General features: G+C 69.8%; 25 protein-coding genes. 14 read left to right on the top strand and 11 right to left on the bottom strand.

Features of this window, described 5'->3' with window-relative positions; translation table 11 throughout:
* The first annotated feature begins 10 nt into the window (after positions 1-10).
* The 5 genes from sucD (at position 11) to purH (ending at position 6,106) form a co-directional block, all read left to right on the top strand.
* Entirely contained in the window at positions 11-928 is a 918-nt protein-coding gene (gene sucD, locus ACFVVM_RS13735; RefSeq protein ID WP_387617283.1) for a succinate--CoA ligase subunit alpha, read from the top strand.
* Between the two features lie 211 nt (positions 929-1,139).
* On the top strand, positions 1,140-2,216 hold the full coding sequence (locus ACFVVM_RS13730) for a DUF5336 domain-containing protein (protein WP_387617281.1): 1,077 nt from the start codon (positions 1,140-1,142) through the stop codon (positions 2,214-2,216).
* A gap of 112 nt (positions 2,217-2,328) precedes the next feature.
* Positions 2,329-3,828 (top strand): DUF6350 family protein, encoded by a 1,500-nt coding sequence (locus tag ACFVVM_RS13725; protein WP_387617279.1) that lies wholly within the window; start codon positions 2,329-2,331, stop codon positions 3,826-3,828.
* Positions 3,829-3,911: 83 nt separating this feature from the next.
* Complete coding sequence (gene purN / locus ACFVVM_RS13720) at positions 3,912-4,544, top strand: phosphoribosylglycinamide formyltransferase (protein ID WP_387619195.1); 633 nt, start codon at positions 3,912-3,914, stop codon at positions 4,542-4,544.
* Positions 4,541-6,106: a bifunctional phosphoribosylaminoimidazolecarboxamide formyltransferase/IMP cyclohydrolase gene (purH, locus tag ACFVVM_RS13715; protein WP_387617277.1), complete on the top strand. Its 1,566-nt coding sequence runs from the start codon at positions 4,541-4,543 to the stop codon at positions 6,104-6,106. The genes purN and purH overlap by 4 nt, the downstream gene beginning before the upstream one ends.
* A 61-nt stretch (positions 6,107-6,167) precedes the next feature.
* Here the strand turns inward: purH and ACFVVM_RS13710 are convergent, their stop codons facing one another.
* Positions 6,168-6,608, bottom strand: coding sequence for a hypothetical protein (locus ACFVVM_RS13710; RefSeq protein WP_387617275.1), 441 nt, complete (start codon positions 6,606-6,608; stop codon positions 6,168-6,170).
* 213 nt (positions 6,609-6,821) lie between these two features.
* Between ACFVVM_RS13710 and ACFVVM_RS13705 the strand changes: the two genes are divergently transcribed.
* Entirely contained in the window at positions 6,822-7,382 is a 561-nt protein-coding gene (locus tag ACFVVM_RS13705; protein ID WP_387617273.1) for a LysM peptidoglycan-binding domain-containing protein, read from the top strand.
* Positions 7,383-7,439: 57 nt separating this feature from the next.
* On the opposite strand, the gene rpsR is transcribed toward ACFVVM_RS13705, so the two are convergent.
* From rpsR to rpmB, 4 genes are read right to left on the bottom strand one after another with little or no spacing between them, the layout of a single operon-like run.
* Complete coding sequence (rpsR, locus tag ACFVVM_RS13700) at positions 7,440-7,697, bottom strand: 30S ribosomal protein S18 (protein ID WP_067979995.1); 258 nt, start codon at positions 7,695-7,697, stop codon at positions 7,440-7,442.
* Between the two features lie 34 nt (positions 7,698-7,731).
* Positions 7,732-8,037: a 30S ribosomal protein S14 gene (gene rpsN, locus ACFVVM_RS13695; protein WP_387617271.1), complete on the bottom strand. Its 306-nt coding sequence runs from the start codon at positions 8,035-8,037 to the stop codon at positions 7,732-7,734.
* A complete protein-coding gene (gene rpmG, locus ACFVVM_RS13690; RefSeq protein WP_387617269.1) occupies positions 8,037-8,207 on the bottom strand; it encodes a 50S ribosomal protein L33 in 171 nt (56 codons plus the stop codon). Before rpmG ends, rpsN begins: the two co-directional genes overlap by 1 nt.
* Before the next feature lie 8 nt (positions 8,208-8,215).
* Positions 8,216-8,452 carry a 50S ribosomal protein L28 gene (rpmB, locus tag ACFVVM_RS13685; RefSeq protein ID WP_067485415.1) on the bottom strand — a complete coding sequence of 79 codons (237 nt, stop codon included), beginning with the start codon at positions 8,450-8,452 and terminating at the stop codon, positions 8,216-8,218.
* Positions 8,453-8,555: 103 nt separating this feature from the next.
* Between rpmB and mrf the strand changes: the two genes are divergently transcribed.
* From mrf to rpmF, 3 genes are read left to right on the top strand one after another with little or no spacing between them, the layout of a single operon-like run.
* A complete protein-coding gene (mrf, locus tag ACFVVM_RS13680) occupies positions 8,556-9,860 on the top strand; it encodes a ribosome hibernation factor-recruiting GTPase MRF (protein WP_387617266.1) in 1,305 nt (434 codons plus the stop codon).
* Complete coding sequence (locus tag ACFVVM_RS13675) at positions 9,857-10,123, top strand: type B 50S ribosomal protein L31 (RefSeq protein ID WP_387617264.1); 267 nt, start codon at positions 9,857-9,859, stop codon at positions 10,121-10,123. The genes mrf and ACFVVM_RS13675 overlap by 4 nt, the downstream gene beginning before the upstream one ends.
* A gap of 3 nt (positions 10,124-10,126) precedes the next feature.
* Positions 10,127-10,300: a 50S ribosomal protein L32 gene (rpmF, locus tag ACFVVM_RS13670; protein ID WP_387617262.1), complete on the top strand. Its 174-nt coding sequence runs from the start codon at positions 10,127-10,129 to the stop codon at positions 10,298-10,300.
* A 43-nt stretch (positions 10,301-10,343) separates the two neighbouring features.
* Here rpmF and ACFVVM_RS13665 read toward each other — a convergent pair whose 3' ends face one another.
* The 6 genes from ACFVVM_RS13665 to ACFVVM_RS13640 form a co-directional block, all read right to left on the bottom strand.
* A complete protein-coding gene (locus ACFVVM_RS13665; protein ID WP_387617261.1) occupies positions 10,344-10,568 on the bottom strand; it encodes a hypothetical protein in 225 nt (74 codons plus the stop codon).
* Between the two features lie 502 nt (positions 10,569-11,070).
* The gene (locus ACFVVM_RS13660) at positions 11,071-11,850 is read right to left on the bottom strand and encodes an MHYT domain-containing protein (RefSeq protein WP_387617259.1); all 780 of its coding nucleotides are present in this window, start codon (positions 11,848-11,850) and stop codon (positions 11,071-11,073) included.
* Positions 11,843-12,442 (bottom strand): ATP/GTP-binding protein, encoded by a 600-nt coding sequence (locus ACFVVM_RS13655; RefSeq protein ID WP_071931970.1) that lies wholly within the window; start codon positions 12,440-12,442, stop codon positions 11,843-11,845. Before ACFVVM_RS13655 ends, ACFVVM_RS13660 begins: the two co-directional genes overlap by 8 nt.
* A gap of 13 nt (positions 12,443-12,455) precedes the next feature.
* Positions 12,456-12,827 (bottom strand): DUF742 domain-containing protein, encoded by a 372-nt coding sequence (locus ACFVVM_RS13650; RefSeq protein ID WP_302875459.1) that lies wholly within the window; start codon positions 12,825-12,827, stop codon positions 12,456-12,458.
* A 6-nt stretch (positions 12,828-12,833) separates the two neighbouring features.
* Positions 12,834-13,238 carry a roadblock/LC7 domain-containing protein gene (locus tag ACFVVM_RS13645; RefSeq protein ID WP_071930394.1) on the bottom strand — a complete coding sequence of 135 codons (405 nt, stop codon included), beginning with the start codon at positions 13,236-13,238 and terminating at the stop codon, positions 12,834-12,836.
* Positions 13,235-16,183, bottom strand: a complete 2,949-nt coding sequence (locus tag ACFVVM_RS13640) for an ATP-binding protein (RefSeq protein ID WP_387617256.1) — start codon at positions 16,181-16,183, stop codon at positions 13,235-13,237. Before ACFVVM_RS13640 ends, ACFVVM_RS13645 begins: the two co-directional genes overlap by 4 nt.
* 246 nt (positions 16,184-16,429) lie before the next feature.
* Between ACFVVM_RS13640 and ACFVVM_RS13635 the strand changes: the two genes are divergently transcribed.
* The 5 genes from ACFVVM_RS13635 (at position 16,430) to ACFVVM_RS13615 (ending at position 20,763) form a co-directional block, all read left to right on the top strand.
* Entirely contained in the window at positions 16,430-17,116 is a 687-nt protein-coding gene (locus ACFVVM_RS13635) for a response regulator transcription factor (protein WP_387617254.1), read from the top strand.
* A gap of 9 nt (positions 17,117-17,125) precedes the next feature.
* A complete protein-coding gene (locus tag ACFVVM_RS13630) occupies positions 17,126-18,583 on the top strand; it encodes an ATP-binding protein (protein ID WP_387617252.1) in 1,458 nt (485 codons plus the stop codon).
* Between the two features lie 94 nt (positions 18,584-18,677).
* Positions 18,678-20,030 (top strand): trypsin-like peptidase domain-containing protein, encoded by a 1,353-nt coding sequence (locus ACFVVM_RS13625; protein WP_387617250.1) that lies wholly within the window; start codon positions 18,678-18,680, stop codon positions 20,028-20,030.
* Complete coding sequence (locus ACFVVM_RS13620; protein WP_206045929.1) at positions 20,030-20,572, top strand: molybdenum cofactor biosynthesis protein B; 543 nt, start codon at positions 20,030-20,032, stop codon at positions 20,570-20,572. The genes ACFVVM_RS13625 and ACFVVM_RS13620 overlap by 1 nt, the downstream gene beginning before the upstream one ends.
* The gene (locus ACFVVM_RS13615) at positions 20,569-20,763 is read left to right on the top strand and encodes a hypothetical protein (RefSeq protein ID WP_387617248.1); all 195 of its coding nucleotides are present in this window, start codon (positions 20,569-20,571) and stop codon (positions 20,761-20,763) included. Before ACFVVM_RS13620 ends, ACFVVM_RS13615 begins: the two co-directional genes overlap by 4 nt.
* The last annotated feature ends 202 nt before the right edge of the window (positions 20,764-20,965 follow it).

Here is a 20,965-nt window from a genome sequence, read left to right as displayed (position 1 = left end):
ACACACTGACATGTCCATCTTCCTGAACAAGGACAACAAGGTCATCGTCCAGGGCATCACCGGCGGCGAGGGCACCAAGCACACCGCGCTGATGCTGAAGGCGGGCACCAACGTCGTCGGCGGCGTGAACGCGCGCAAGGCCGGCACCACGGTCACCCACACCGACAAAGACGGCAACGAGATCGAGCTGCCCGTGTTCGCCTCGGTCGCCGAGGCGATCGAGAAGACCGGCGCCGACACCTCCATCGCGTTCGTGCCGCCCGCCTTCTCCAAGGACGCCATCATCGAGGCCATCGACGCGGAGATCCCGCTGCTCGTGGTCATCACCGAGGGCATCCCGGTGCAGGACTCCGCCTTCGCGTGGGCCTACAACGTCGAAAAGGGCGAGAAGACCCGCATCATCGGCCCGAACTGCCCCGGCATCATCACCCCCGGCGAGGCGCTGGTCGGCATCACCCCGAACAACATCACCGGCAAGGGCCCGGTCGGCCTGGTGTCGAAGTCGGGCACCCTGACCTACCAGATGATGTACGAGCTGCGCGATTTCGGTTTCTCGACCGCGATCGGCATCGGCGGCGACCCGGTCATCGGCACCACCCACATCGACGCCATCGAGGCGTTCGAGAAGGACCCCGAGACCAAGATCATCGTGATGATCGGCGAGATCGGTGGTGACGCCGAAGAGCGTGCCGCGGCCTACATCAAGGCCAACGTGACCAAGCCGGTCGTCGGCTACGTCGCCGGTTTCACCGCGCCCGAGGGCAAGACCATGGGCCACGCCGGCGCCATCGTCTCCAGCGGCGGCGGTACCGCGCAGGCCAAGCAGGAAGCGCTCGAGGCCGCCGGTGTGAAGGTCGGCAAGACGCCGTCGGCCACCGCCGCGCTGGCGCGCGAGATCCTGGAGAAGGCGTCGATCGCTTCGGCGTGATCGGACACTTCTGACAGATCTCACACCGACGAAGGCCGCCTCCAGGTTTGACGGAGGCGGCCTTCGGCGATTCCTCCACAGGCCGGGTTTATCCACAGCCCGATCGGTTTGGTGATGACCGGGGACGTGACGTGCAGTAGCGTCAGGTATCGGATCAGCGCCAGTCAGTTCGACGCGACCGTCGCGCACGACTCGACAAGGAGACGACGACATGTCATACCCGACCGGGGGCTCCGGGTACAACACACCCGGGCAACCCGCCGCGCCCAGCCAGGCTCCGAACACCGGAGCCGCCGCGGCTGCGCCATCGACTCCGGCCGGTTCGGAAGGTAAAGGGCTGCCGTTCATCCTGACGGCCGCGACCGCCGGACTCGGTGTGCTGACCTTCCTGCTCGGCTTCCTGCCCTTCGTCGGCATCAAGCCGGTCAGCATCGGCGGAACCACTGTGAGCAGCGACGAGACCAACAATCTGTTCGCGTTCGCCGGTGGCCCGGCGATCGTCGCGATCGTGCTGCTGGCCGGTCTGCTGGCCGCGGTGTCGTTGCTGCCCAAGCAGAATCTGCTCGGCGCGGCCGCTGCCACCTCGGTGGCCGGGTTGCTCGGCCTGCTCGCACTGACCTTCACGCTCCCCGAGGGTGTCGAGCTGGAGATCGGTGCCTTCGTCGTCATCGCGTTCGCGCTGCTGACCGTCGTCGCCGCGGTCGTGACGCTGCTGTTCCAGCTGGGCATCATCACCCCGCCCGCGCCCAAACCCGCCCAGCCGCAACAGCAGCCGGGTCAGTACGGCCAGTACGGTCAGCCGGGCCAGCAGCAGGGTTACGGCCAGCAGCCGGGCGGCTACGGCCAGCCGGCTCAGCAGCCCTACGGCCAGACCGGTTACGGCCAGACCACCGGCGGGCAGTACCCGGCGCAGTCGCCGTACGGGCAGCAGAGTCAGCCGTCGGTGCCGCAGGCGCAGCCGTCCTACGGTCAGCCGGGCCAGCAGCAGGGCTATGGCCAGCCGGGCCAGCCGCAGCAGTCGCCGTACGGCCAGCAGTACGGTGCGCCGCAGCAGCAGTCGCCGTACGGTTCCGCCCCGCAGGCGCAGCCGGGCGAGGGCGCGACCCAGGCCTTCGGTGGTCAGCAGGGCCAGCCGTTCGGTGGACCGACCTACGGTGGCGCCCAGCAGGGCGCGCCCGCCCAGCCGGGTCAGACCGGCGGTCAGGCCCAGCCGTTCGGCGGCGAGCAGACCGCCGATCCGGCCGCGGACGCGACCACCGCGTTCCGACCGAACGACGACCAGAAATAGGAACACGGCCGCCGCGCGTGGCTCAGGTTCGATCGCGAGCCCACAGGTGTGCCTGTGGGCTCGCGGCGCGCCTGACCCGTGCCCGCCGGGGAAGCTGCCACGCTGAATTGTCATGAGCTCCCGTAACGCCCTCGTGCGCCGGACCTCCGGGTCGCCGGGCGCCGGGGAATCCGCCGACACCGGGTCCGCGCGCGAACCCGGTTGGTGGGCGCCGCCCTCGCCCGAGCGCGCGCGGACGCTGCTGCTGGTCGCGGCCCGGCCGACGATCTGCGCGCTGGCGGCGACGGTCCTGCTCGTGCTGCTGGTCATGCTCACCACCGACACCGATCTGACCAGCGCGCCGGGCGCGGTCGGGGCCACCTGGCTTGCCGCGCATCAGATTCCGCTCACCGTCGGCAAGACCACATTGGGCCTGCTGCCGCTCGTACCGACCGCCGTTCTGGTGCTGGTCGCCGCCCGCGAATGCGCGCGCGCCGTGCCGAACCGGCCGACCCCGATCGAACTGGCCTGGCTCACCGGCGCGGTGCTGGCCGGACCGCTGCTGATGACGTCGGTGTGCCTGGCCGTCGTCGGTGACGCCGCGGGGGTCACCCCGCTCGAACCGCCCGGCGCGCTCACCGCGTTCGGCTGGGTGATCGTGCTGTATCTGGGCGCCGCCGCCGCCGGAATCGGCAGCCGGGCCTGGCGTTCGCTGTGCGCGTCGGTGCCGATCGAGATCCCGGACTGGGCGGTGCTCGGTGCCCGCACCGCGCGCCGCACCGTGCTGCGGATGCTCGGCTGCGCCGCGGTGGCCACGCTGATCTCGTTCTTCGTGCACCTGTCCCGTCTCGACGGCGCGTATCAGCAGGCGCACAACGTCACCGATGTGCTCGGCATGACGCTGTTGTCGCTGCTCTACCTGCCGAACGCGGTGATCGCCGCGGCCGGGCTGCTCAGCGGGGCGGCCGTGCAGTTCGGCACCGGATCGGTCGGGCTGTTCGGGGTCACCGGCGCGCAGGTGCCCGCGGTCCCCGCGCTGATCCCGGTGCCGGAGGGACCCGCCGCGGCGTGGTGGCCGGTACTGCTGCTGATTCCGCTCGCGGTCGGTGTGCTCGGCGGGATCGAACTGGGCCGCACCAGCGACGACCGGCCGGGCGCGCCCTGGGCCACGCTCACCTCCGCCGCGCTCGCCACGCTCACCTTCCTCGTCCTCGCCGTCCTGGGTGGCGGGGTGCTCGGCGCCGTCGGCCGGGTCGGGGTGGACCTGCTGATGCTGGTTGTCCTGATGGTCACCTGGTTCGGGTTCGGCGGCTTCGTCGGCATGGTGTTCGCTCGCCGCTTCCTCGCCCCCGCCGAACCCGCCGAACCGGCCGGGGAGCACGACGACGAATACGACGACTACTACGACGATGACGACGATTACTACTACGACGATGAAGACGACGAGGACGACTACGACGACGATCCCGAACCCGAGGTCGAAGTGGACGCCGAACTGGTCACCGACATCGACGACGACGTCGAGGTGAGCATCGCCGCGCCCGGCTCGGCGGAGCAGCCCGAATCCGACATCGTCGACGCCGAGGTGGTCGAGCCGGACCTGCCGGAAGGTGGCAAGGGTACCGGTCGTTAAGCTCGACCCGGCGGTATCGCCGATCACCGCCCCGCCGAACCACACGCAGGAGTAGAGCGCTGACGTCCTCGTTTGCCCAGTGGCTGCCCGCCGGGGCGCCCGCCACCGTCGTCGTCCTGGCCTCGGGCACCGGCTCGCTGCTGAACGCGCTGCTGACCGCGGCGCGTGAACCCGGCTTCCCGGCGAAGATCGTCGCGGTCGGCGTCGACCGGGTCTGCCAGGCGACCGAGCACGCCGAAGCCGCGGGCATCGAGCACTTCCGGGTCGCGCTGAAGGACTACCCCGATCGCGCCGCGTGGGACGTGGCACTGACCGAGGCCATCGACGCCTACCAGCCCGATCTGGTCGTTTCGGCCGGCTTCATGAAGATCGTCGGCCCCGCGTTCCTGGAACGCTTCGGCGGCCGGGTCATCAACACCCATCCCGCCCTGCTGCCGTCGTTCCCCGGCGCGCACGGGGTGCGCGACGCGCTCGCCTACGGCGCCAAGGTCACCGGCTGCACGGTGCACTTGGTCGACGCCGGGGTCGACACCGGTCCGATCCTCGCGCAGGAGGCGGTCACGGTGCTGCCCGACGACGACGAGGCCACCCTGCACGAGCGCATCAAGGTTGTCGAGCGACGGTTGCTGGCGGAGGTCATCGCCGCCGTCGCGACGCGAGGCATTGTCTCCGACGGACGAAAGGCAGTAATTCCAGATGAGCGAGCACGCCGGTGAGTGAACGTAAGGCGATCCGCAGGGCGCTGGTGAGCGTCTACGACAAGACCGGGCTCGTCGAGCTGGCCACCGGACTGCACGCCGCGGGCGTGGAACTGGTGTCGACCGGCTCGACCGCGGGCAAGATCGCCGAGGCGGGCATCCCGGTCACCAGGGTCGAGGACCTGACCGGTTTCCCGGAGACCCTCGACGGCCGGGTCAAGACGCTGCACCCGCGCGTGCACGCCGGCATCCTCGCCGACACCCGGCGTCCCGAGCACGTCGAGCAGCTCGTCGAACTCGGTGTCGATGCCTTCGAGCTGGTGGTGGTGAACCTCTACCCGTTCACCCAGACCGTGGCCAGCGGCGCGAGCGTCGACGAGTGCGTCGAGCAGATCGACATCGGCGGCCCGTCGATGGTGCGCGCCGCCGCCAAGAACCACCCCTCGGTGGGCGTGGTCGTCGACGTCACCGACTACGACGACGTGCTCGCCGCGGTGAAGTCCGGCGGGTTCACCCTCGCCGAGCGGACCGGGCTGGCCGCCAAGGCCTTCCAGCACACCGCGAGCTACGACGTGGCCGTCGCGAGCTGGATGGGTTCGGTCGCCGTGCCCGCCGTCACCGAGGAGACCGAGCAGTTCCCGAACTGGGTCGCCGGTTCCTGGGCGCGTGCCGCGGTGCTGCGCTACGGCGAGAACCCGCACCAGGCCGCCGCGCTGTACACCAGCAACGACGGCACGGTCGGCATCGCGCAGGCCGAGCAGTTGCACGGCAAGGAGATGTCGTACAACAACTACACCGACGGTGACGCCGCCTGGCGCGCCGCCTTCGACTTCGACGAGCCCGCCGTCGCGGTGATCAAGCACGCCAACCCGTGTGGCATCGCCGTCGGCGCCGACATCGCCGAGGCGCACCGCAAGGCCCACGCCACCGACCCGGTCAGCGCCTACGGCGGCGTGATCGCGGCCAACCGCGAGGTCAGCGTGGAGATGGCCGAGCAGGTCGCCGAGATCTTCACCGAGGTGATCGTGGCCCCCGGCTACGCGCCCGGCGCGGTCGACGTGCTGCAGCGCAAGAAGAACGTGCGCGTGCTCGTCGCCGAGCCGCCGCAGCGCAAGGGCGTGGAGCTGCGCCCGATCAGCGGCGGTGCGCTGCTGCAGGACCGCGACGTCCTCGACGCCGCGGGCGACGACCCGGCCAACTGGACCCTCGCCGCGGGCGACCCGGCCGACGCCACCACCCTGGCCGACCTCGAATTCGCCTGGCGCGCCTGCCGTGCCGTGAAGTCGAACGCCATCCTGCTGGCCGAGGACGGCGCCGCCGTCGGCGTCGGCATGGGCCAGGTCAACCGCGTCGACTCCTGCAAGCTCGCCGTCGAGCGCGCGGGCGAGCGCGCCAAGGGCTCGGTCGCCGCGTCCGACGCCTTCTTCCCGTTCTCCGACGGCCCGCAGATCCTGGTGGCCGCCGGCGTGCGCGCGATCGTCCACCCCGGTGGCTCGATCCGCGACAAGGACACCATCGAACTCTGCAAGGAAGCCGGCGTCACCCTGTACCTCACCGGGGCACGTCACTTCGCGCACTGATCTCGGGCTCGAACCGACGGGTGCCGCACCAATACCTTGGTGCGGCACCCGTTTTCGTCGGCTAGGTCGCGTCGAGGACCTGGCGGTCGCCGAGGGGGGAGTCGAGGGTGAGTTCCATGGTGCCGAGGATGGCGTCCATGGTGCACATCTTGCCGACGGCGTCGGCGCGGGTGCCCGAGCGCAGGGCGATGCTGACCGCATCGGAGGTTTCGGTGACCGTGGCGTCCACGGCGAAGCACGCGGGGTTGCCGGTCTGGAAGTTGACGGCGATGGTGTCCTCGCCGAGACGGGTCCACGAGGTGAAGGACAGGGGATTGGGGTTGACCAGGGTGGGGTCGGCGACGAAGCGGTGACCGAGGCTGGTGGCGTTGTCCTCGGGACGGGCGGCGGCCGACGTATCGTGTTGGGGCGCCGCGTCTTCGGTGGAAGAGCAGGCCGTGAGGGGGCTGAGCAGGACGGCCAGTGTTGCCGCGGCGGCGGTGAAACGCGACGTCGTTCTCATGCCGACCACCCTAGACGCCGGGCCGGGCGGGTCCCGGGCGCGAGGTGGCATTCTAAACGCGACGCGGCCCACAGTGAACTTTCCGCGAACCGTGCGCGTAACTCACCCATTTCCGCTCTGCGGGGACTACATTCGGCTGCGATGCGCCGCCGTAGCTTACGGCGAGCATCGCATAGTTGGATGCTCTGCAACTGGATCTTCGAAAGGAACAACGTGGGCGACACGCTGCGCGTAGGCGAAGAACTGGGACTGGGACAGTCCCTGACCGGCGGTGCGTACACCCTGGCTCTGCAGCCGGACGGCAACCTTGTGCTGACCGAGCCCGACGGCAACGTCGTGTGGGCCGCGCAGACTCATGGACAGGGCGTGCAGCGCGCGACCCTGCAGAACGACGGCAACTTCGTCGTCTACAAGGGCGACGGTTCGGCCGCTTGGTCGACCGAAACCAACGGCAAGAACGTCGAGCGGCTCGTGGTGCAGCCCGACCGCAACGTCGTGATCTACGGCAACGACAACTCGGTCGCGTGGGCCTCGGCCACCAAGACCGACAACCCGCTGCCCGCTCCGGAGCCGGTGGCCGCGGCCCCCGTCGCCGAAGAGGTTCCCCCGCCGCCGCCCGCCGCGCAGACCTACACGGTCGAGCCGGGCGACACCCTGTGGGCGATCTCCGAGCGCTTCTATGGTGACGGCAACCGCTACCAGGAAATCGCTGCCGCTTCCGGCATCGCCAACCCGGATCTGATCAACGCGGGCCAGGTTCTCACCATCCCGTAATCCGCACAACGAAAGTGGCCCCGAGGCAACAGCTTCGGGGCCACTTTCGCGTTCGGGCTACTTGGTGGTGGTGAAGGGCAGCAGCGCCATCTCGCGCGCGTTCTTCACCGCGACGGCGACCTGACGCTGCTGCTGCGGGGTCAGGCCGGTGACGCGGCGGCTACGGATCTTGCCGCGGTCGGAGATGAAGGTGCGCAGCAGGTTCACGTCTTTGTAGTCGACGTATTCGATGCCCGCGGCGATCAGCGGGTTCTTCTTCGGCTTGCGGCCCTGCTCGGCGCGTGCCTTCTTGGACGGTGCTCGCTTCACTGCCATGGGATTTTCCTTCTCACGAGATCAGTGGGTGTCTCTACCAGCTCGATTTGTGGACCCCAGGGAGCTCGCCCCGGTGGGCCATCTCGCGCACACGTATACGGGAGAGGCCGAACTTCCGGAGATGACCACGTGGTCGGCCATCAGCAGCATCCCGATTGCGCAATCGTACCGGACTGGCATCGCGGGGCTGGGCGCGCAGTTCGGCCTGCGCCGTCGCGCGCTCGTCGTCGCCGGTGCTCGGCTTGCGGATGATCTCCTTGAGCTCCGCGCGCCGGGCCGCGTAGCGCGCGACGATCTCGCGGCGCTGTTCGTTGCGGGCGATCTTCGACTTCTTGGCCATCAGCGCTCCTCGCGGAAGTCGACGTGCTTGCGCACGACGGGGTCGTATTTGCGCAGGACCAGCCGGTCGGGGTCGTTGCGGCGGTTCTTGCGGGTGACGTAGGTGTAGCCGGTGCCCGCGGTGGACTTCAGCTTGACGATCGGCCGGAGTTCGGTCGATTTCGAGGCCATGGGTGCTCCTAGATCTTGTCGCCGCGGGCGCGGATGCGGGCAACTACGGCCTCGATCCCGTCGCGGTCGATGGTCTTGATGCCCTTGGCGGAGACCGTCAGCGTCACGCGGCGGCCCTCGCTGGGCAGGTAGTAGGTCTTGCGCTGGATGTTGGGGTTCCAGCGCCGGTTGGTGCGCCGGTGCGAGTGGGAGACGGCTTTTCCGAAGCCGGGCTTGCGACCGGTGACCTGGCAGTGGGCCGACATGCGACCTCCTTCCACGGTTATGACAACCATTTTCGACAACGAGTATTCCGCACTGTACCGTTGCCCAGAAGTAAATGAAAATCATTACCGAAAGGGGTGTCGGGTGCTGGACCAGTCCGACCGGAGAACGCCCGTGGTGCTGCTGGCGGGCTTCGCCGGACCAGCCATGACCGGCGTCGAGCACATCGCGGCCACGCTGAGCGAGGACGCGGGCACCGTCGTCGTGCACCACGACCTCGCCGAACTGCGTGAAGGGGTGGTGCGCCGCACGGTGCGCACCGCGGGCAACGTCACGACCACCGTGCTCGAACTGGCGCACGGCTGCGTCTCGTGCACGCTGCGCGCCGACCTGCTGCCCATGCTGTGCACGCTGGCCGCGCGCGAACCCGTGCGCCGCATCGTGCTGGCGCTCGACCCGGCCATCGAGGCCGAGGCGCTGTGCCACGCGATCGAAACCGTCGTGGTGAGCGGGGTGGCCGACCGCGTGGACGGGCCCGCCGCGCGCAATGTGCGGATCGAGGCCGTGCTGACCTGCCTCGACGGCGCCGAATGGCTCGCCGACGCCACCGGTGACGAGGCGCTGGCCGACCGCGGCCTGGCCGCCGCCGACGACGAGCGCACGGTCGCGCAGGTGGCCGTGGGCCAGGTCGACTTCGCCGATGCGCTGGTGGTGCTCACCGCCGGGGTCGAGCCCCTGGAGCGGGAACGCCTCGACGCCGTGCTCGCCCGGCTCGCCCCGTCGGCGCCGGTGGCCTGGCTCGACGAGCTGCCGGGCTTCGACGCGCTCGAGATCGGCGCGCTGCTCACCCGCATGCCCGCCGACTCGCGGCGCGGCCGGATCTTCGGCGCGCACGCGCCGCTGCTGCGCGGTCAGCCGCCGCTGACCACCGACTGCGGTGTCTCGCTGATCGAGTTCGCGGCCCGCCGCCCGTTCCATCCCGTCCGGTTGCACGACGCGCTCGATGTGCTGTTCGACGGCGTCGTCACCGCGCGCGGCCGGATCTGGCTGGCGACTCAGCCCGATCAGGTGGTCTGGCTGGAATCGGCCGGTGGCGGTCTGCGCGTCGGCAGCGCGGGCCGCTGGCTGGCGGCGATGACCCCGGAGGAACAGGCCGAGGTCGACCCCGAGCGGCGTGCCATGGCCGACCTGGGCTGGGACGAGCGGTTCGGTGATCGCGATGTGTCGCTGGTGATCCTGGCGCACGACGTCGACCCGGCCGAGATCCGCCACGCCCTGCACTGGGCGCTGGTCGAGGACGACGAGCTGCTGCTGGTCGACCGCGCACCGGAACGAGTCGCGCTGTGGGAGGACCCCTTCGGCGACTGGCACGAAGACCCCTGCGCCGATCCCGCCGAGGCCACGGCCACGGCGAGTGAGCGCACCAACCCGAGAGGAGAAACATCGTGAAAGCGGGCATTCACCCCGACTACCACCCGGTGGTGATCGAGGACGCGAGCACCGGCAAGCAGTTCCTGACCCGGTCCACCGCGACCAGCGACCGCACGGTCGAGTGGGCGGACGGGAACACCTATCCGCTGCTGACGGTGGACGTGACCTCGGATTCGCATCCGTTCTGGACCGGCGCGCATCGCGTGCTCGACGCCCAGGGCAGGGTGGAGAAGTTCGAGCGCAAGTACGGCAAGCGTGCGCGCGCGGGCAAGGAGGGCTGAGTCATGGCGGTTCCCAAGCGCAGGATGTCGCGCTCGAACACCCGCAGCAGGCGCGCGCAGTGGAAAGCGGAAGTGCCGCAGCTGGTCCCGGTGACCGTGGCCGGGGTGGAGTACAAGGTTCCGCGCCGGATCGTCGGCGCGGTGCGCAAGGGTCTGATCGACCCCGCGCGGATCTGAGCGAACAGCGGCCTGCCGGGTGCTCCGGCAGGCCGCTGCCGTCTCATCCCTCGCGCTCGGCCAGGTCGACCAGTGTCGCGGCGAGCCGGAGGAACTTGTTGCTGCCGAGGTCGGCGATGGTCTTGATCTTCAGTGCTTCGAGCAGCTGTTTGTCGTGCGCCTCGGTGAGCCCGGCCAGTGCCGACGGCGGGGCCGCGAGGATTTCCGCGAGCGTCTTGTTCTCGAACTCCTTGTCGAGAACTTTGTCGAGCACCACATTGACGGCCATTGCGAACTCCTTCGAACGAACCTGGATGGGGCTGGGCGAGACGAAAGCGCCCACCAGCGACGATAACTCGACGACGGCCGCCATGGTGACCGAACTCGCGGTCGGGGCACGGTCGGGTCCGGCCCGTGTCCAGGGGTCTTGCGATGACACTGTCGTGCCTGCTCACGACCGTTTTGTGGGGGTCGGGGCAACCACCCGGTTAACGGTGTGATGCGCACCACTTGGGACAGGCGAACCGGTGAGCTTGCCGGGAGATTGCTGGCGGTCGAATTACCAACTCGCGGTTTGTTTTTCGGCACAGGAAAATTCCTGGATCACTGATGCGCAGTCCTGGACCGGTATGTACTCTCGTGCGGGAGGGCGGGTTCTCCTGAGAAGGAGAACCCGCTCATCGCCACTTCAGGGGTGGTTTTTCGGCCGATGGCCGCCGGTCCCCGCCGCGATGGGGAGCGGGGCGGAAGACGGCAAAGAATCAGGCAAACCGGACGTTAGCTGGTTGACGTCACCGAGACGCGACCGGTACCTGCCGGTGCTGCTGCGCGAGATCGCGCCGGTCCGGCGCCACCAGCACCGCGGTGATCGGCACCGTGAGCCCGAGCGCACCGAGTACGAGCATCGGGAACACCAACTCGAACAGCGTGAACCCGGCGGGCATGCGGTGCCCGGGATCGACCTCGAAGCTCAGCGCGGTGATCGCGGTGTAGTAGACGGCCGCGACGCCGCAGGCGAACAGCACCGCGACGACCGGGCGCAGCCACGCCCGGCGCACCAGGTGGAATGCCTGCAGGATCGCCGTGCACACCACCATCGAGATCAGCACCGCCGCGCCGATCAGCGGCAGCGACTGATCGATGGTGCCACGCACCGCGAGCGCGTCCAGGGTCAGATAGGTCGACAGTCCGGTGCCGAGGCCCATCACCAGTCCGCCGATGATCACCCGCGGCAACTGCGGGTCGCGCCCGGTGATCAGCAGGCCGGCGAACACCGCCACCACCGCGATCGCCAGCGCGGACGCACCGAGCGCCGCGGTGTATCGCATCGGCGCGTCGGGCACCTGAAGTCCCAGCAGCGCCACCGAATTCGCCAGCCACACCCCGACCCCGCCGAGCGAGACCGCGGCCACCGTCAGCCAGAGCACCCGGAACCGCACCGAATACCGGGCGTGCCGCGCGCAGGCGAACGCGACCAGCGCGCCGAGCACCGAGAGCGCGAACGCCAGCAGCGCGACGCCGTAACCGAGCCCGAACGTATCGGCTCCGGTCGCGGCGAGCACCTCAACCACGCCTGCCCGCCCCCTCGAACTGCTGCGGCTCGAGCTGGGCGATGGCGTATTCGGTCACCGCCGCCAGTGCCTGACGGACCTCGACCGCATTGCGCGCATCGATGTCGACGATCGGGATGCCCTCGCGCACCGAGAGCGCCTCGCGCAGTTCGGCGATCGGGAAGCGCGGCGCGTTGGGGAAGCGGTTCACCGCGATCAGGAACGGCAGCCCGCGCGCCTCGAAGAAGTCCACCGCGGCGAAACTGTCCTCCAGCCTGCGGGTATCGATCAGCACCACCGCGCCGATGGCGCCGCGGATCAGGTCGTCCCACATGAACCAGAACCGCTTCTGGCCCGGGGTGCCGAACAGGTAGAGCACCAGGTTGCCCGGCAGCACGATGCGGCCGAAGTCCATCGCGACGGTGGTGGTCTCCTTCTCCGGCGTCTCGGCGAGATCGTCGATGCCGTCGGAGAAATGAGTCACCATCGCCTCGGTGCGCAGCGGCACGATCTCCGATACCGCACCGACGAAAGTGGTCTTGCCCGCACCGAATCCGCCGGCCACAACGATCTTGGTCGACGCGACCCGCTGCTCGGGTGCCGGTGGGCGCATCGGTGCGGCGCCCTCAGAGGCCACGGAGTCCACGCAAAGTCCTCTCCATCAGTGATCGTCGTTCGTCGTAGCTCGCCTGCTCGGTCAGCGTCGAATGCACGCGAAGAATCCCGCCGACTACCAGATCGCCGATCATCACCCGGACCATACCCAGTGGGCGCCCAAGGTATGCGGCAATCTCCGCGACCGAGAGCCGATGTGTGCCGAGTCGCACGATTTCGGTGCGCAGATCACCTGCGGGCCAGTCCATGTGCGCGGTATAGGAGACGGTCTCGACGACCGCCTCCAGCGGTAGCGCGACCGCGGGTTCGGTGCGACCGGAGGTGAGGGCATAGGGCCTGACCCGGGTCGTCGGCCGGTTTTCGGATCCGTAAGGGCTCGACATCTCACCTCAGCCGGCGGAGCGGGCGGTGGCGGTGACCGCCGAGCCCACCCGGTCGACGAGCAACGCCATCTCGTAGCCGATCCGGCCGATGTCGTGACTCTTGTTGGCCAGCACCGCCAGATGCGAGCCGTTGCCCACGCTCATCACCAGCAGATAGCCGCGCTGCATCTCCACGATCGACTGCATCACCTTGCCGCCGTCGAACAGCTGCGCCGCGCCCATCGACAGGCTCGCCAGGCCGGCGGTCACCGCGGCCAGCTGCTCGGCACGGTCCGATGGCAGGTGCGGACTCGTCGCCTGGAGTAATCCGTCGGCCGAGACCAGCACCGCGTGCGAGACGCCGGGCACGTCTCGGGTGAAGCGGGCGACCAGCCAGTTCAGATTCTCGTCTGTGGGGTGCGCGTTGCTCATTCGAGGCCTCCGTCGTTGTACTGGATCTCGGCACGGCCACTGCGGACGCCACTGAGATGTCGGGTCAAGTTGTTGCGGATCTCCTCGGGATCGCGGTCACCCGCTTCCTCGGCGGGGGACAGGCCACCGGGCACCAGCTGGGCGCCCGGCTTACGGATCGGGAGGCCCCCGACGGTGCGTGAGGACGTGGGCGGGTTGTCCGCACTGGCCGCCGCCGACCAGCCCGCGTCACCGGGAGAACTCCACGATGCGCCGTTCCCGCCGGATTCGCCAGGGGCGGTGGCGGGTTCGACGAGCCACTCCGAGACCATCCGCTGGTAGATCGGGGTCGGGGCCGCACCGGTCACCGGCTGCAGCCGGGCGGTCGAGGTGGGCACCGAGTCGGCCTCGGCGGGGTGCGGTGCCCGGTCGGGCTCGACGGGGCGCGGTCCGCGTTCGGGTTCGGTGGGCGGCGCATCGATCGGTTCGTCGAGCAGATCGAAGGGCTGGTCGAAGGATCGACCGAAGGATTGGTCCTCGGGTGCGGTCGGCCGGTCGGCGGGCTCGGCCGGGCGCGGTGGCGTGGCATCGGGCGCGGGCAGTCGCTGCGGCAGGCCGATGGTCCGCGGCGCGGTGGCGTCCGGCGCCCTGGTCGCCGCGACCGGGAGGTCGTCGGTGTCGTGCTCGTGCTCGGCCCACAGGCCGGTCGGTTCGCTCGGCACGTCGAATTCGACGGGCACCGGCTCGGGCCTGCGGACCGGTTCCGGCGCCGGTGTCGGCACGCTCGCGGGGACCCGCTGCGGCAGACCGGCACTGGTGAGCGGGGCCTTGCCGAGCTCAGGCGTACCGGCGGGACCGAGCGCGGACGGGACGAGCGGCGCCGGTCCGGTCGGTGCGGGGACCCGGGGCTGCGGGCCCGTCGGTGTCGGCACGATCGGCTGCGGTCCGGTCGGAGCGGGGGCGAGGGGCTGCGGACCGGTGCCGGAGACGATCGGGTTCGGGCCGGTGATGTCGGCGGGGGTCAGCGCGTGCGGGCCGATCGGGGACGACACCAGCGGATGCGGGCCGGTCGAGACGATCGGATTGGGGCCGGTGACCGGGCCGGCGACCACAGGCGGCGGCGCGACCAGCGCGCTGGGCAGATGCACGCTGGCGGTGATGCCGGGCTGCGGGGTCGCGCCGGAGGTGCGGCGCAGGCTGACCGTGATGGTGTGCCGCTTGGCCAGCCTGCCGACCACGAAAAGACCCATGCGGCGAGCGGTCTCGATGGTGACCTCGCCGCCGGAGGCGAGCCGGTCGTTGGTCGTCTGCAGATCGTCGGCCGACATGCCGAGACCGCGGTCGGTGATCTCGATCAGATAGCCGCCGTCGACCGCGCGCCCGACGATGACCGCCACCGAGGTGCTCGGCGGCGAGTAACGCAGCGCGTTGTCGATCAGTTCGGCGAGCAGGTGCTCGATGTCGACCGCGGACTCACCGGCGACCACACCGTCGGGCACGTTGCCGATCTCGACGCGCTGGTAGTCCTCCACCTGCGAGACCGCGCTCCACAGCATGTCCGACAGCGGCACCGGCGGCAGATGGCCGCGGCGCAGCACGGTACCGGCGAGCACGAGCAGGTTGTCGCCGTTGCGGCGCATGCGGGTGGCGAGGTGGTCGAGGCGGAACAGCGTCTGCAGGCGCGAGGGGTTGTCCTCGTCGTGTTCGAGTTCCTCGATCAGCGCGAGCTGCTGCTCGACCAGCGACTGGCTGCGCCGCGACAGCGTCTCGAACATGTTGCCGATCTGCAGGCGCAGGCGGGCCTGGTCGGCGGCGAGGTTGAGCGCCTGCTCGTGGATCTCGTCGACGGCGCGGGCGAGCTGACCGACCTCGTCGGTGGAATGCACGCCCACCGGGGTGATCTCGGGCGTCGCGCCGCCGCTGCGCACCACCGCCAGTTCGTCGGGCAGCTTCACGTGCGCGACCTCGAGCGCGTCGCGGCGCAGCCTGCGCACCGGCACGACCAGTGTGCGGGCCACCGCGAGCGCCAGCGCGAGACCGGCCAGCAGCATGCCGAGCACCAGGGTGGTCTCGCGCAGGGCGCCGGTCTGGGCGGCGGCGGTGTTCTCGTCCAGCGTCCGGTCGATGTTGTCGAGCAGCGCCGAGATGGTGGCGGCGTAGGTGTCGGCGCTCACCTGCAGGGTGTTGAGCACCGCGGCGTTGGTGGTCGGGTCGCCGTTGTTCTGGCTGAACACGCTGATCCGGGTCTGCACCGCCTCCAGCAGCGCGGCCTGGCTACCCGCGTTCTCGGGCAGGATCATCGCGTAGGTCTTGACCATCGTCGACTCGGAGCCGAGCTCGATCAGCATCTTGGCGCGGGCGCTCTGGCTGCTGCCCGCGTCGGGCTGCACCACCAGCGTGCGCTCGCGGGTGAGCACCCGGCGCGCCTGGTGCAACGCGGTCAGCTGCAGGAAGTAGCGCTGCACGACGAAGTCCTCGACCTGCGGGGTCTTGGCCAGCGCGTTGCCGATCCGCTCGCCGATCTCGTCGGTCTGCTCGCCGACCATGGCGGGCGAGCCGCCGCGCACGGTGTTGCGCAGGGTGGCCCCGGTCGCGGTGGCCGCGGTGAGTTCGGCGGCGACGGCGTCATCGATGCGGGCCGAGCGCAATGCGCTCTGCACCTCGGCGAGGGCCTGGTCGTAGGTGGTCAGCGCGGCGTCGGTCTGCGGGTCGGCGATCGCGCCCCAGTTGGCCGTCGCGGCGACGGCGAGTTGTTCGGTCGCGGTGGCGAATTTGACGACGGGACGGATGACGGCGGCCTGCTCGGAGGCGGCGCCGAGTTGGGTCATGGTCTGCAGCTCGGCGTTGATGCGCAGCACGGCGAAGGCCGTCGCCAGCATCACCGGCAGCACCAGCACCACACCGACCTTGCGCGTTACCGACCAGTTGGACAGGCTGAATTGCCAGGAGCGCGATGCAGGTTCCATCCGCGTGCGTTGCCTCTGCTTCCACGTGTGACCGTCAGGCCCGCGCGGGGGGTCGCGGAACGATGCGAGCGCAGAACCAACTGGAGGTCTTCTTTTACCGCAGGGAAGATACCGTGCTGGGTGGTCAACGGCAATCCGGACCACTCGCGCGGAAATTCGCCGAATATGCGCTGACACAACGATGCTGCCGGGCAACGCGCCGCCCCCTCTCAGTACGTTCTCAGTCGGCCACGGCAAACTGGGCGCATGCGCATTCTGGTAGTCGACGACGATCGCGCCGTGCGCGAATCACTGCGCCGGTCGCTGAGCTTCAACGGCTACACCGTCGAACTGGCCGTCGACGGCATGGACGCCCTGGAAAAAGTGGCCGTGTCCAGGCCCGATGCCCTGGTGCTCGACGTCATGATGCCGCGCCTGGACGGCCTGGAAGTGTGCCGCAGGCTGCGCAGCACCGGTGACGATCTGCCGATTCTCGTATTGACCGCGCGCGATTCGGTCTCCGAACGGGTCGCCGGGCTCGACGCGGGCGCCGACGATTATTTGCCGAAACCTTTCGCGTTGGAGGAATTGCTGGCGCGATTACGCGCGTTGCTGCGCCGACGAACGCCAGATCCTGGCGAAGCGTCGGAGGCGATGGTGTTCGCTGATCTGTCGCTGGACCCGGTGACCCGTGAGGTTTCCCGCGGCGAACGCGCGATCAGCCTCACCCGCACCGAGTTCTCCTTGCTCGAGATGTTGATGGCGAATCCGCGCCGGGTGCTCACCAGAGGGCGGATCCTCGAGGAGGTCTGGGGCTATGACTTTCCCACCTCCGGCAACGCGCTCGAGGTCTACATCGGCTATTTGCGCCGCAAGACCGAGGCCGACGGCGAGGCCCGGTTGATCCACACGGTGCGCGGCGTCGGCTACGTGCTGCGCGAGACCCCTCCGTAGGCGGCGGGCATGGCTCACAAGGAACCGGCGGTCGCGGCCCTGCGTATCTCGCCCGACACGGGGGAGATGCGGCCGCCGATGCCGCTGACCCGCTCGGTCTCGCTGCGGTGGCGGGTCACCCTGCTCGCCGCGTCGGTGGTGCTCATCGCCGTGGCGGTGACCTCGATCGCGGCGTACGCGATGGTGGCCCGCTCGCTCTACGCCGATGTCGACGCCCAGCTCGAGGCGCGCGCGGCGACGATGATCAACAACAATTTCGAGATGCTCGGCTTCCAGTCGATCGTGCTGGCCGGGCTGTTCTCCAACGATGTCGGCGTCGCGCTGATCTACGACGAGCACAAGCCGTACATGCCGCCGCAGCAGACCATTCCGCCGGTGGGCGCGCAGGAACTCGCCGTCGCCGACGGCGAACTCAGCTCCTCGCTGCGCACCGTGGGCGATCAGCGGGTGCTCGCCGCGCGCACGCACAGCGGCGCGACGCTGATCATCTCGCAGAAGCTCTACCGCACCCGTGAGGTGCTCGACCGCCTGGCCTGGCTGCTGTTCGTCGTCGGCGCCTGCGGTGTCGTGCTCGCGGCGGCCGCCGGCACCGCGGTCGGCCGCACCGGATTGCGCCCGATCGCCCGGCTGACCGCGGCCACCGAGCGGGTCGCCCGCACCGACGACCTGACCCCGATCCCGGTCACCGGCGACGACGAACTGGCCAGGCTCACCGACAGTTTCAACACGATGTTGCGCGCGCTGGCCGAATCCCGCGACCGCCAGCGCAGGCTCGTCGCCGACGCAGGCCACGAACTGCGCACCCCGCTCACTTCGCTGCGCACCAACATGGAGCTGCTCATCGCCTCCGGCAGGCCGGGCGCGCCCCGGCTGCCCGACGAGGACATGGCCGAGCTGCGCGCCGATGTGGTCGCCCAGATCGAGGAGCTGTCCACCCTGGTCGGCGACCTGGTCGACCTGGCCCGCGAGGACGCGCCCGAAACCGTCTACGAGCGGGTCGATCTCGGCGAGGTGGCCGAGCGGGCGCTCGAGCGGGCCCGGCGCCGGGGCACCGGCATCACCTTCACCGCCGAACTGCGGCCGTGGTTCGTCTACGGCCACGAGGCCGGGCTGGAACGCGCGGTGCTCAACGTGCTCGACAACGCGGCCAAGTGGAGCCCGCCCGACGCCGAGGTGCGCATCACCATGCGCCCCGCCGGACCGGGTCTGCTCGAGCTCGCGGTCACCGACGCCGGTCCCGGCATTCCGGTGGCCGAGCGCGAACTGGTCTTCGAGCGGTTCTATCGCACCACCGCCTCCCGTTCGATGCCCGGTTCCGGGCTCGGGCTGGCGATCGTCAAGCAGGTGGTGACCAAACACGGCGGCACGATCGTGGTCGACACCTCCGATCGCGGCGGTGCCCTGGTGCGGATCGTGCTGCCCGGTGAGGCGCCCTCGGTGCCGGAGGATCCCGAGTCCGCCGGGTGATCGGCGCACAGTCACGGTGAACTGACGGGCCGATCTCAGGCGCTTCTCAGTAGTCGCCAGCAAGCTGGTCAGCAAGCGTGAGGAGACAGACACCATGACCGACGATCCCCAGCAGCCATCTGCTGATCAGCCCGGCGACGCAGGCATGGGCGGCGCGGATCATCCTGTTCAGCCCCCGCCTGCCTTCGGCCCGGCACAGCAGCCCGGCATGCCGGGACCGGCCGGATATCCGCACGGACCGGCGACGGCCGCGGGCTACGGCGGTCAGCCGCCGTACGGCCCCACCCCGTCCTACGTCCCTGGTCCGGAAACCTACGGCGCCGCACCGGTGGCAGGCCCGCCGCGCAAGCCGTTGCGGCTCGGCCTGGTCGCGGGTGCGACCGCGCTGGCCCTGGTCAGCGGCGGTATCGGTGGTGCCGTCGGAGTACTGGCCGCCGGCTCGGACTCGGCGCAGGTGACCAACGCGCTCGAGGCGCCCAAGCCCGCGGTGAACAATGTCGCCAACGCACCCGCCGGGTCGACCCAGGCGGTGGCGCAGCGGGTGCTGCCCAGCGTCGTGATGATCAAGGTGGCGGGTGCGCGGGCCTCAGGCGAGGGCTCCGGCGTGGTGCTGTCCTCGGACGGGCTGATTCTCACCAACAATCACGTCGCCGCCGGCGCGGGTTCCTCGGCGAAGATGGAAGTGGTCTTCAGCGACGGCAGCACCGCCCCCGCCACGATGATCGGCGCCGATCCGGTCTCGGATCTGGCCGTGATCAAGGTCAGCGGCAAGACCGGGCTCACCCCGATCGAACTCGGCACCTCCGACGGTCTCGCGGTCGGCCAGCCGGTGATCGCGATCGGTTCTCCGCTCGGCCTGGCAGGCACGGTCACCACCGGCATCGTCTCCGCGCTCAACCGCCCGGTCTCCACCAGCGGCGAGGGCACCCCGAGCCAGGTCAACCCGGTGATCGACGCGATCCAGACCGACGCCGCGATCAACCCGGGCAACTCCGGCGGCGCGCTCGTCGACGGCGAGGGCAGGCTGATCGGCATCAACACCGCCATCGCCAGCCTCGGCGGCGAGGCCGCGGGCGCGCAGAGCGGCTCGATCGGCCTCGGCTTCGCGATCCCGGTCGACCAGGCGCGCCGGGTGGCCGACGAGCTGATCAAGACCGGACACGCCACCTATGCCCAGATCGGCATCAAACTGCGACCGCAGGACTCCGCCGCGCGGGTGCTCGAGGCCACCCCGGACGGGCCCGCCGACAAGGCGGGCATCCCGGCGGGCGCGGTCATCACCCGCCTCGACGACCGACCCATCGATACCGGCGACGCGCTGATCGCCGCCGTCCGTTCCCACCAGCCAGGAGACAAGGTGTCACTCACCTATACCGACGAACAGGGCGGTAATCCCAAGACCGTCGAGGTCACGCTCACCGCCGCGGCGGCGGAGGGGGGCCGATGATGCGATCGAACGCGGCACTGTCGTGTGTAGGCGCTACGGTGATGACCATGGACATCGATGCTCCCGTGGCAGGGCGTGCACTGGTTGTGGTCGTCGACGATCGAACGGCCCACGGCGGCGTGGATTCGTTCGGTCCGCTCGTCACCGAACTGCTCAGCGAGGCAGGCTTCCTGGTCGACGCCTCGGTGACGGTGCAGGCCGAAGAGGTCGAGATCCGCAACGCCCTCAACACCGCGGTGATCGGCGGTGTCGACCTGGTGATCTCGGTCGGCGGCACCGGTATGTCCCCGCGTGACGTCACCCCGGAGGCCACCGCACAGGTGCTCGACCGGGAGCTGCCCGGCATCACCGAGGCGCTGCGTGCCTCGGGCCGGGTGGCGGGTTCGCTCGACGCCGGTCTCTCGCGCGGCGTGGCGGGCATCTCCGGCAGCACGCTGGTGGTGAACCTGCCGGGTACCCGCTCGGCGATCCGCGACGGCATGGCGACCCTCGGCCCGCTGGCGAGCCGGGTGATCGGCGAATTGTCGGGGCTCGACGAGTGAGTTCCGAACACGAGCCCGCGACCACCGACGCCGCCGAAGCGCTCCGGCGCAAGGCGGCGGAGGCGGCGCGGGTCGCGCGGATCTTCGGCGAGGTGCTTCCCGAGACCACCGGCGACGAGCGCGGTGGCGACATCAGGGGTGCCGAAGGCGACGAATGGTTACGGTCCCAGGTTCCGCCGCACCACGGGTGATCGCTCCGTTATCTACGTAGCCGCTACGTAATAGAGCTCCGCCGAAATGGCTTTTTCGGCGATATTGCGAATCGATGACAATTGTTCTGGACCACGCGAAAGCGTGGTCCTTTGTCGTGTACGGGTTCGATACTGGTCGGTAGGCATCTCCGGTCCATCCCCGTTGACACACACCTTCGCAACCCCATTTATGCATGTCAAA

The organism is Nocardia sp. NPDC058176 (assembly GCF_042883805.1).
Lineage (GTDB): Bacteria > Actinomycetota > Actinomycetes > Mycobacteriales > Mycobacteriaceae > Nocardia.
This window is presented reverse-complemented; position numbering and strand designations above follow the sequence as displayed.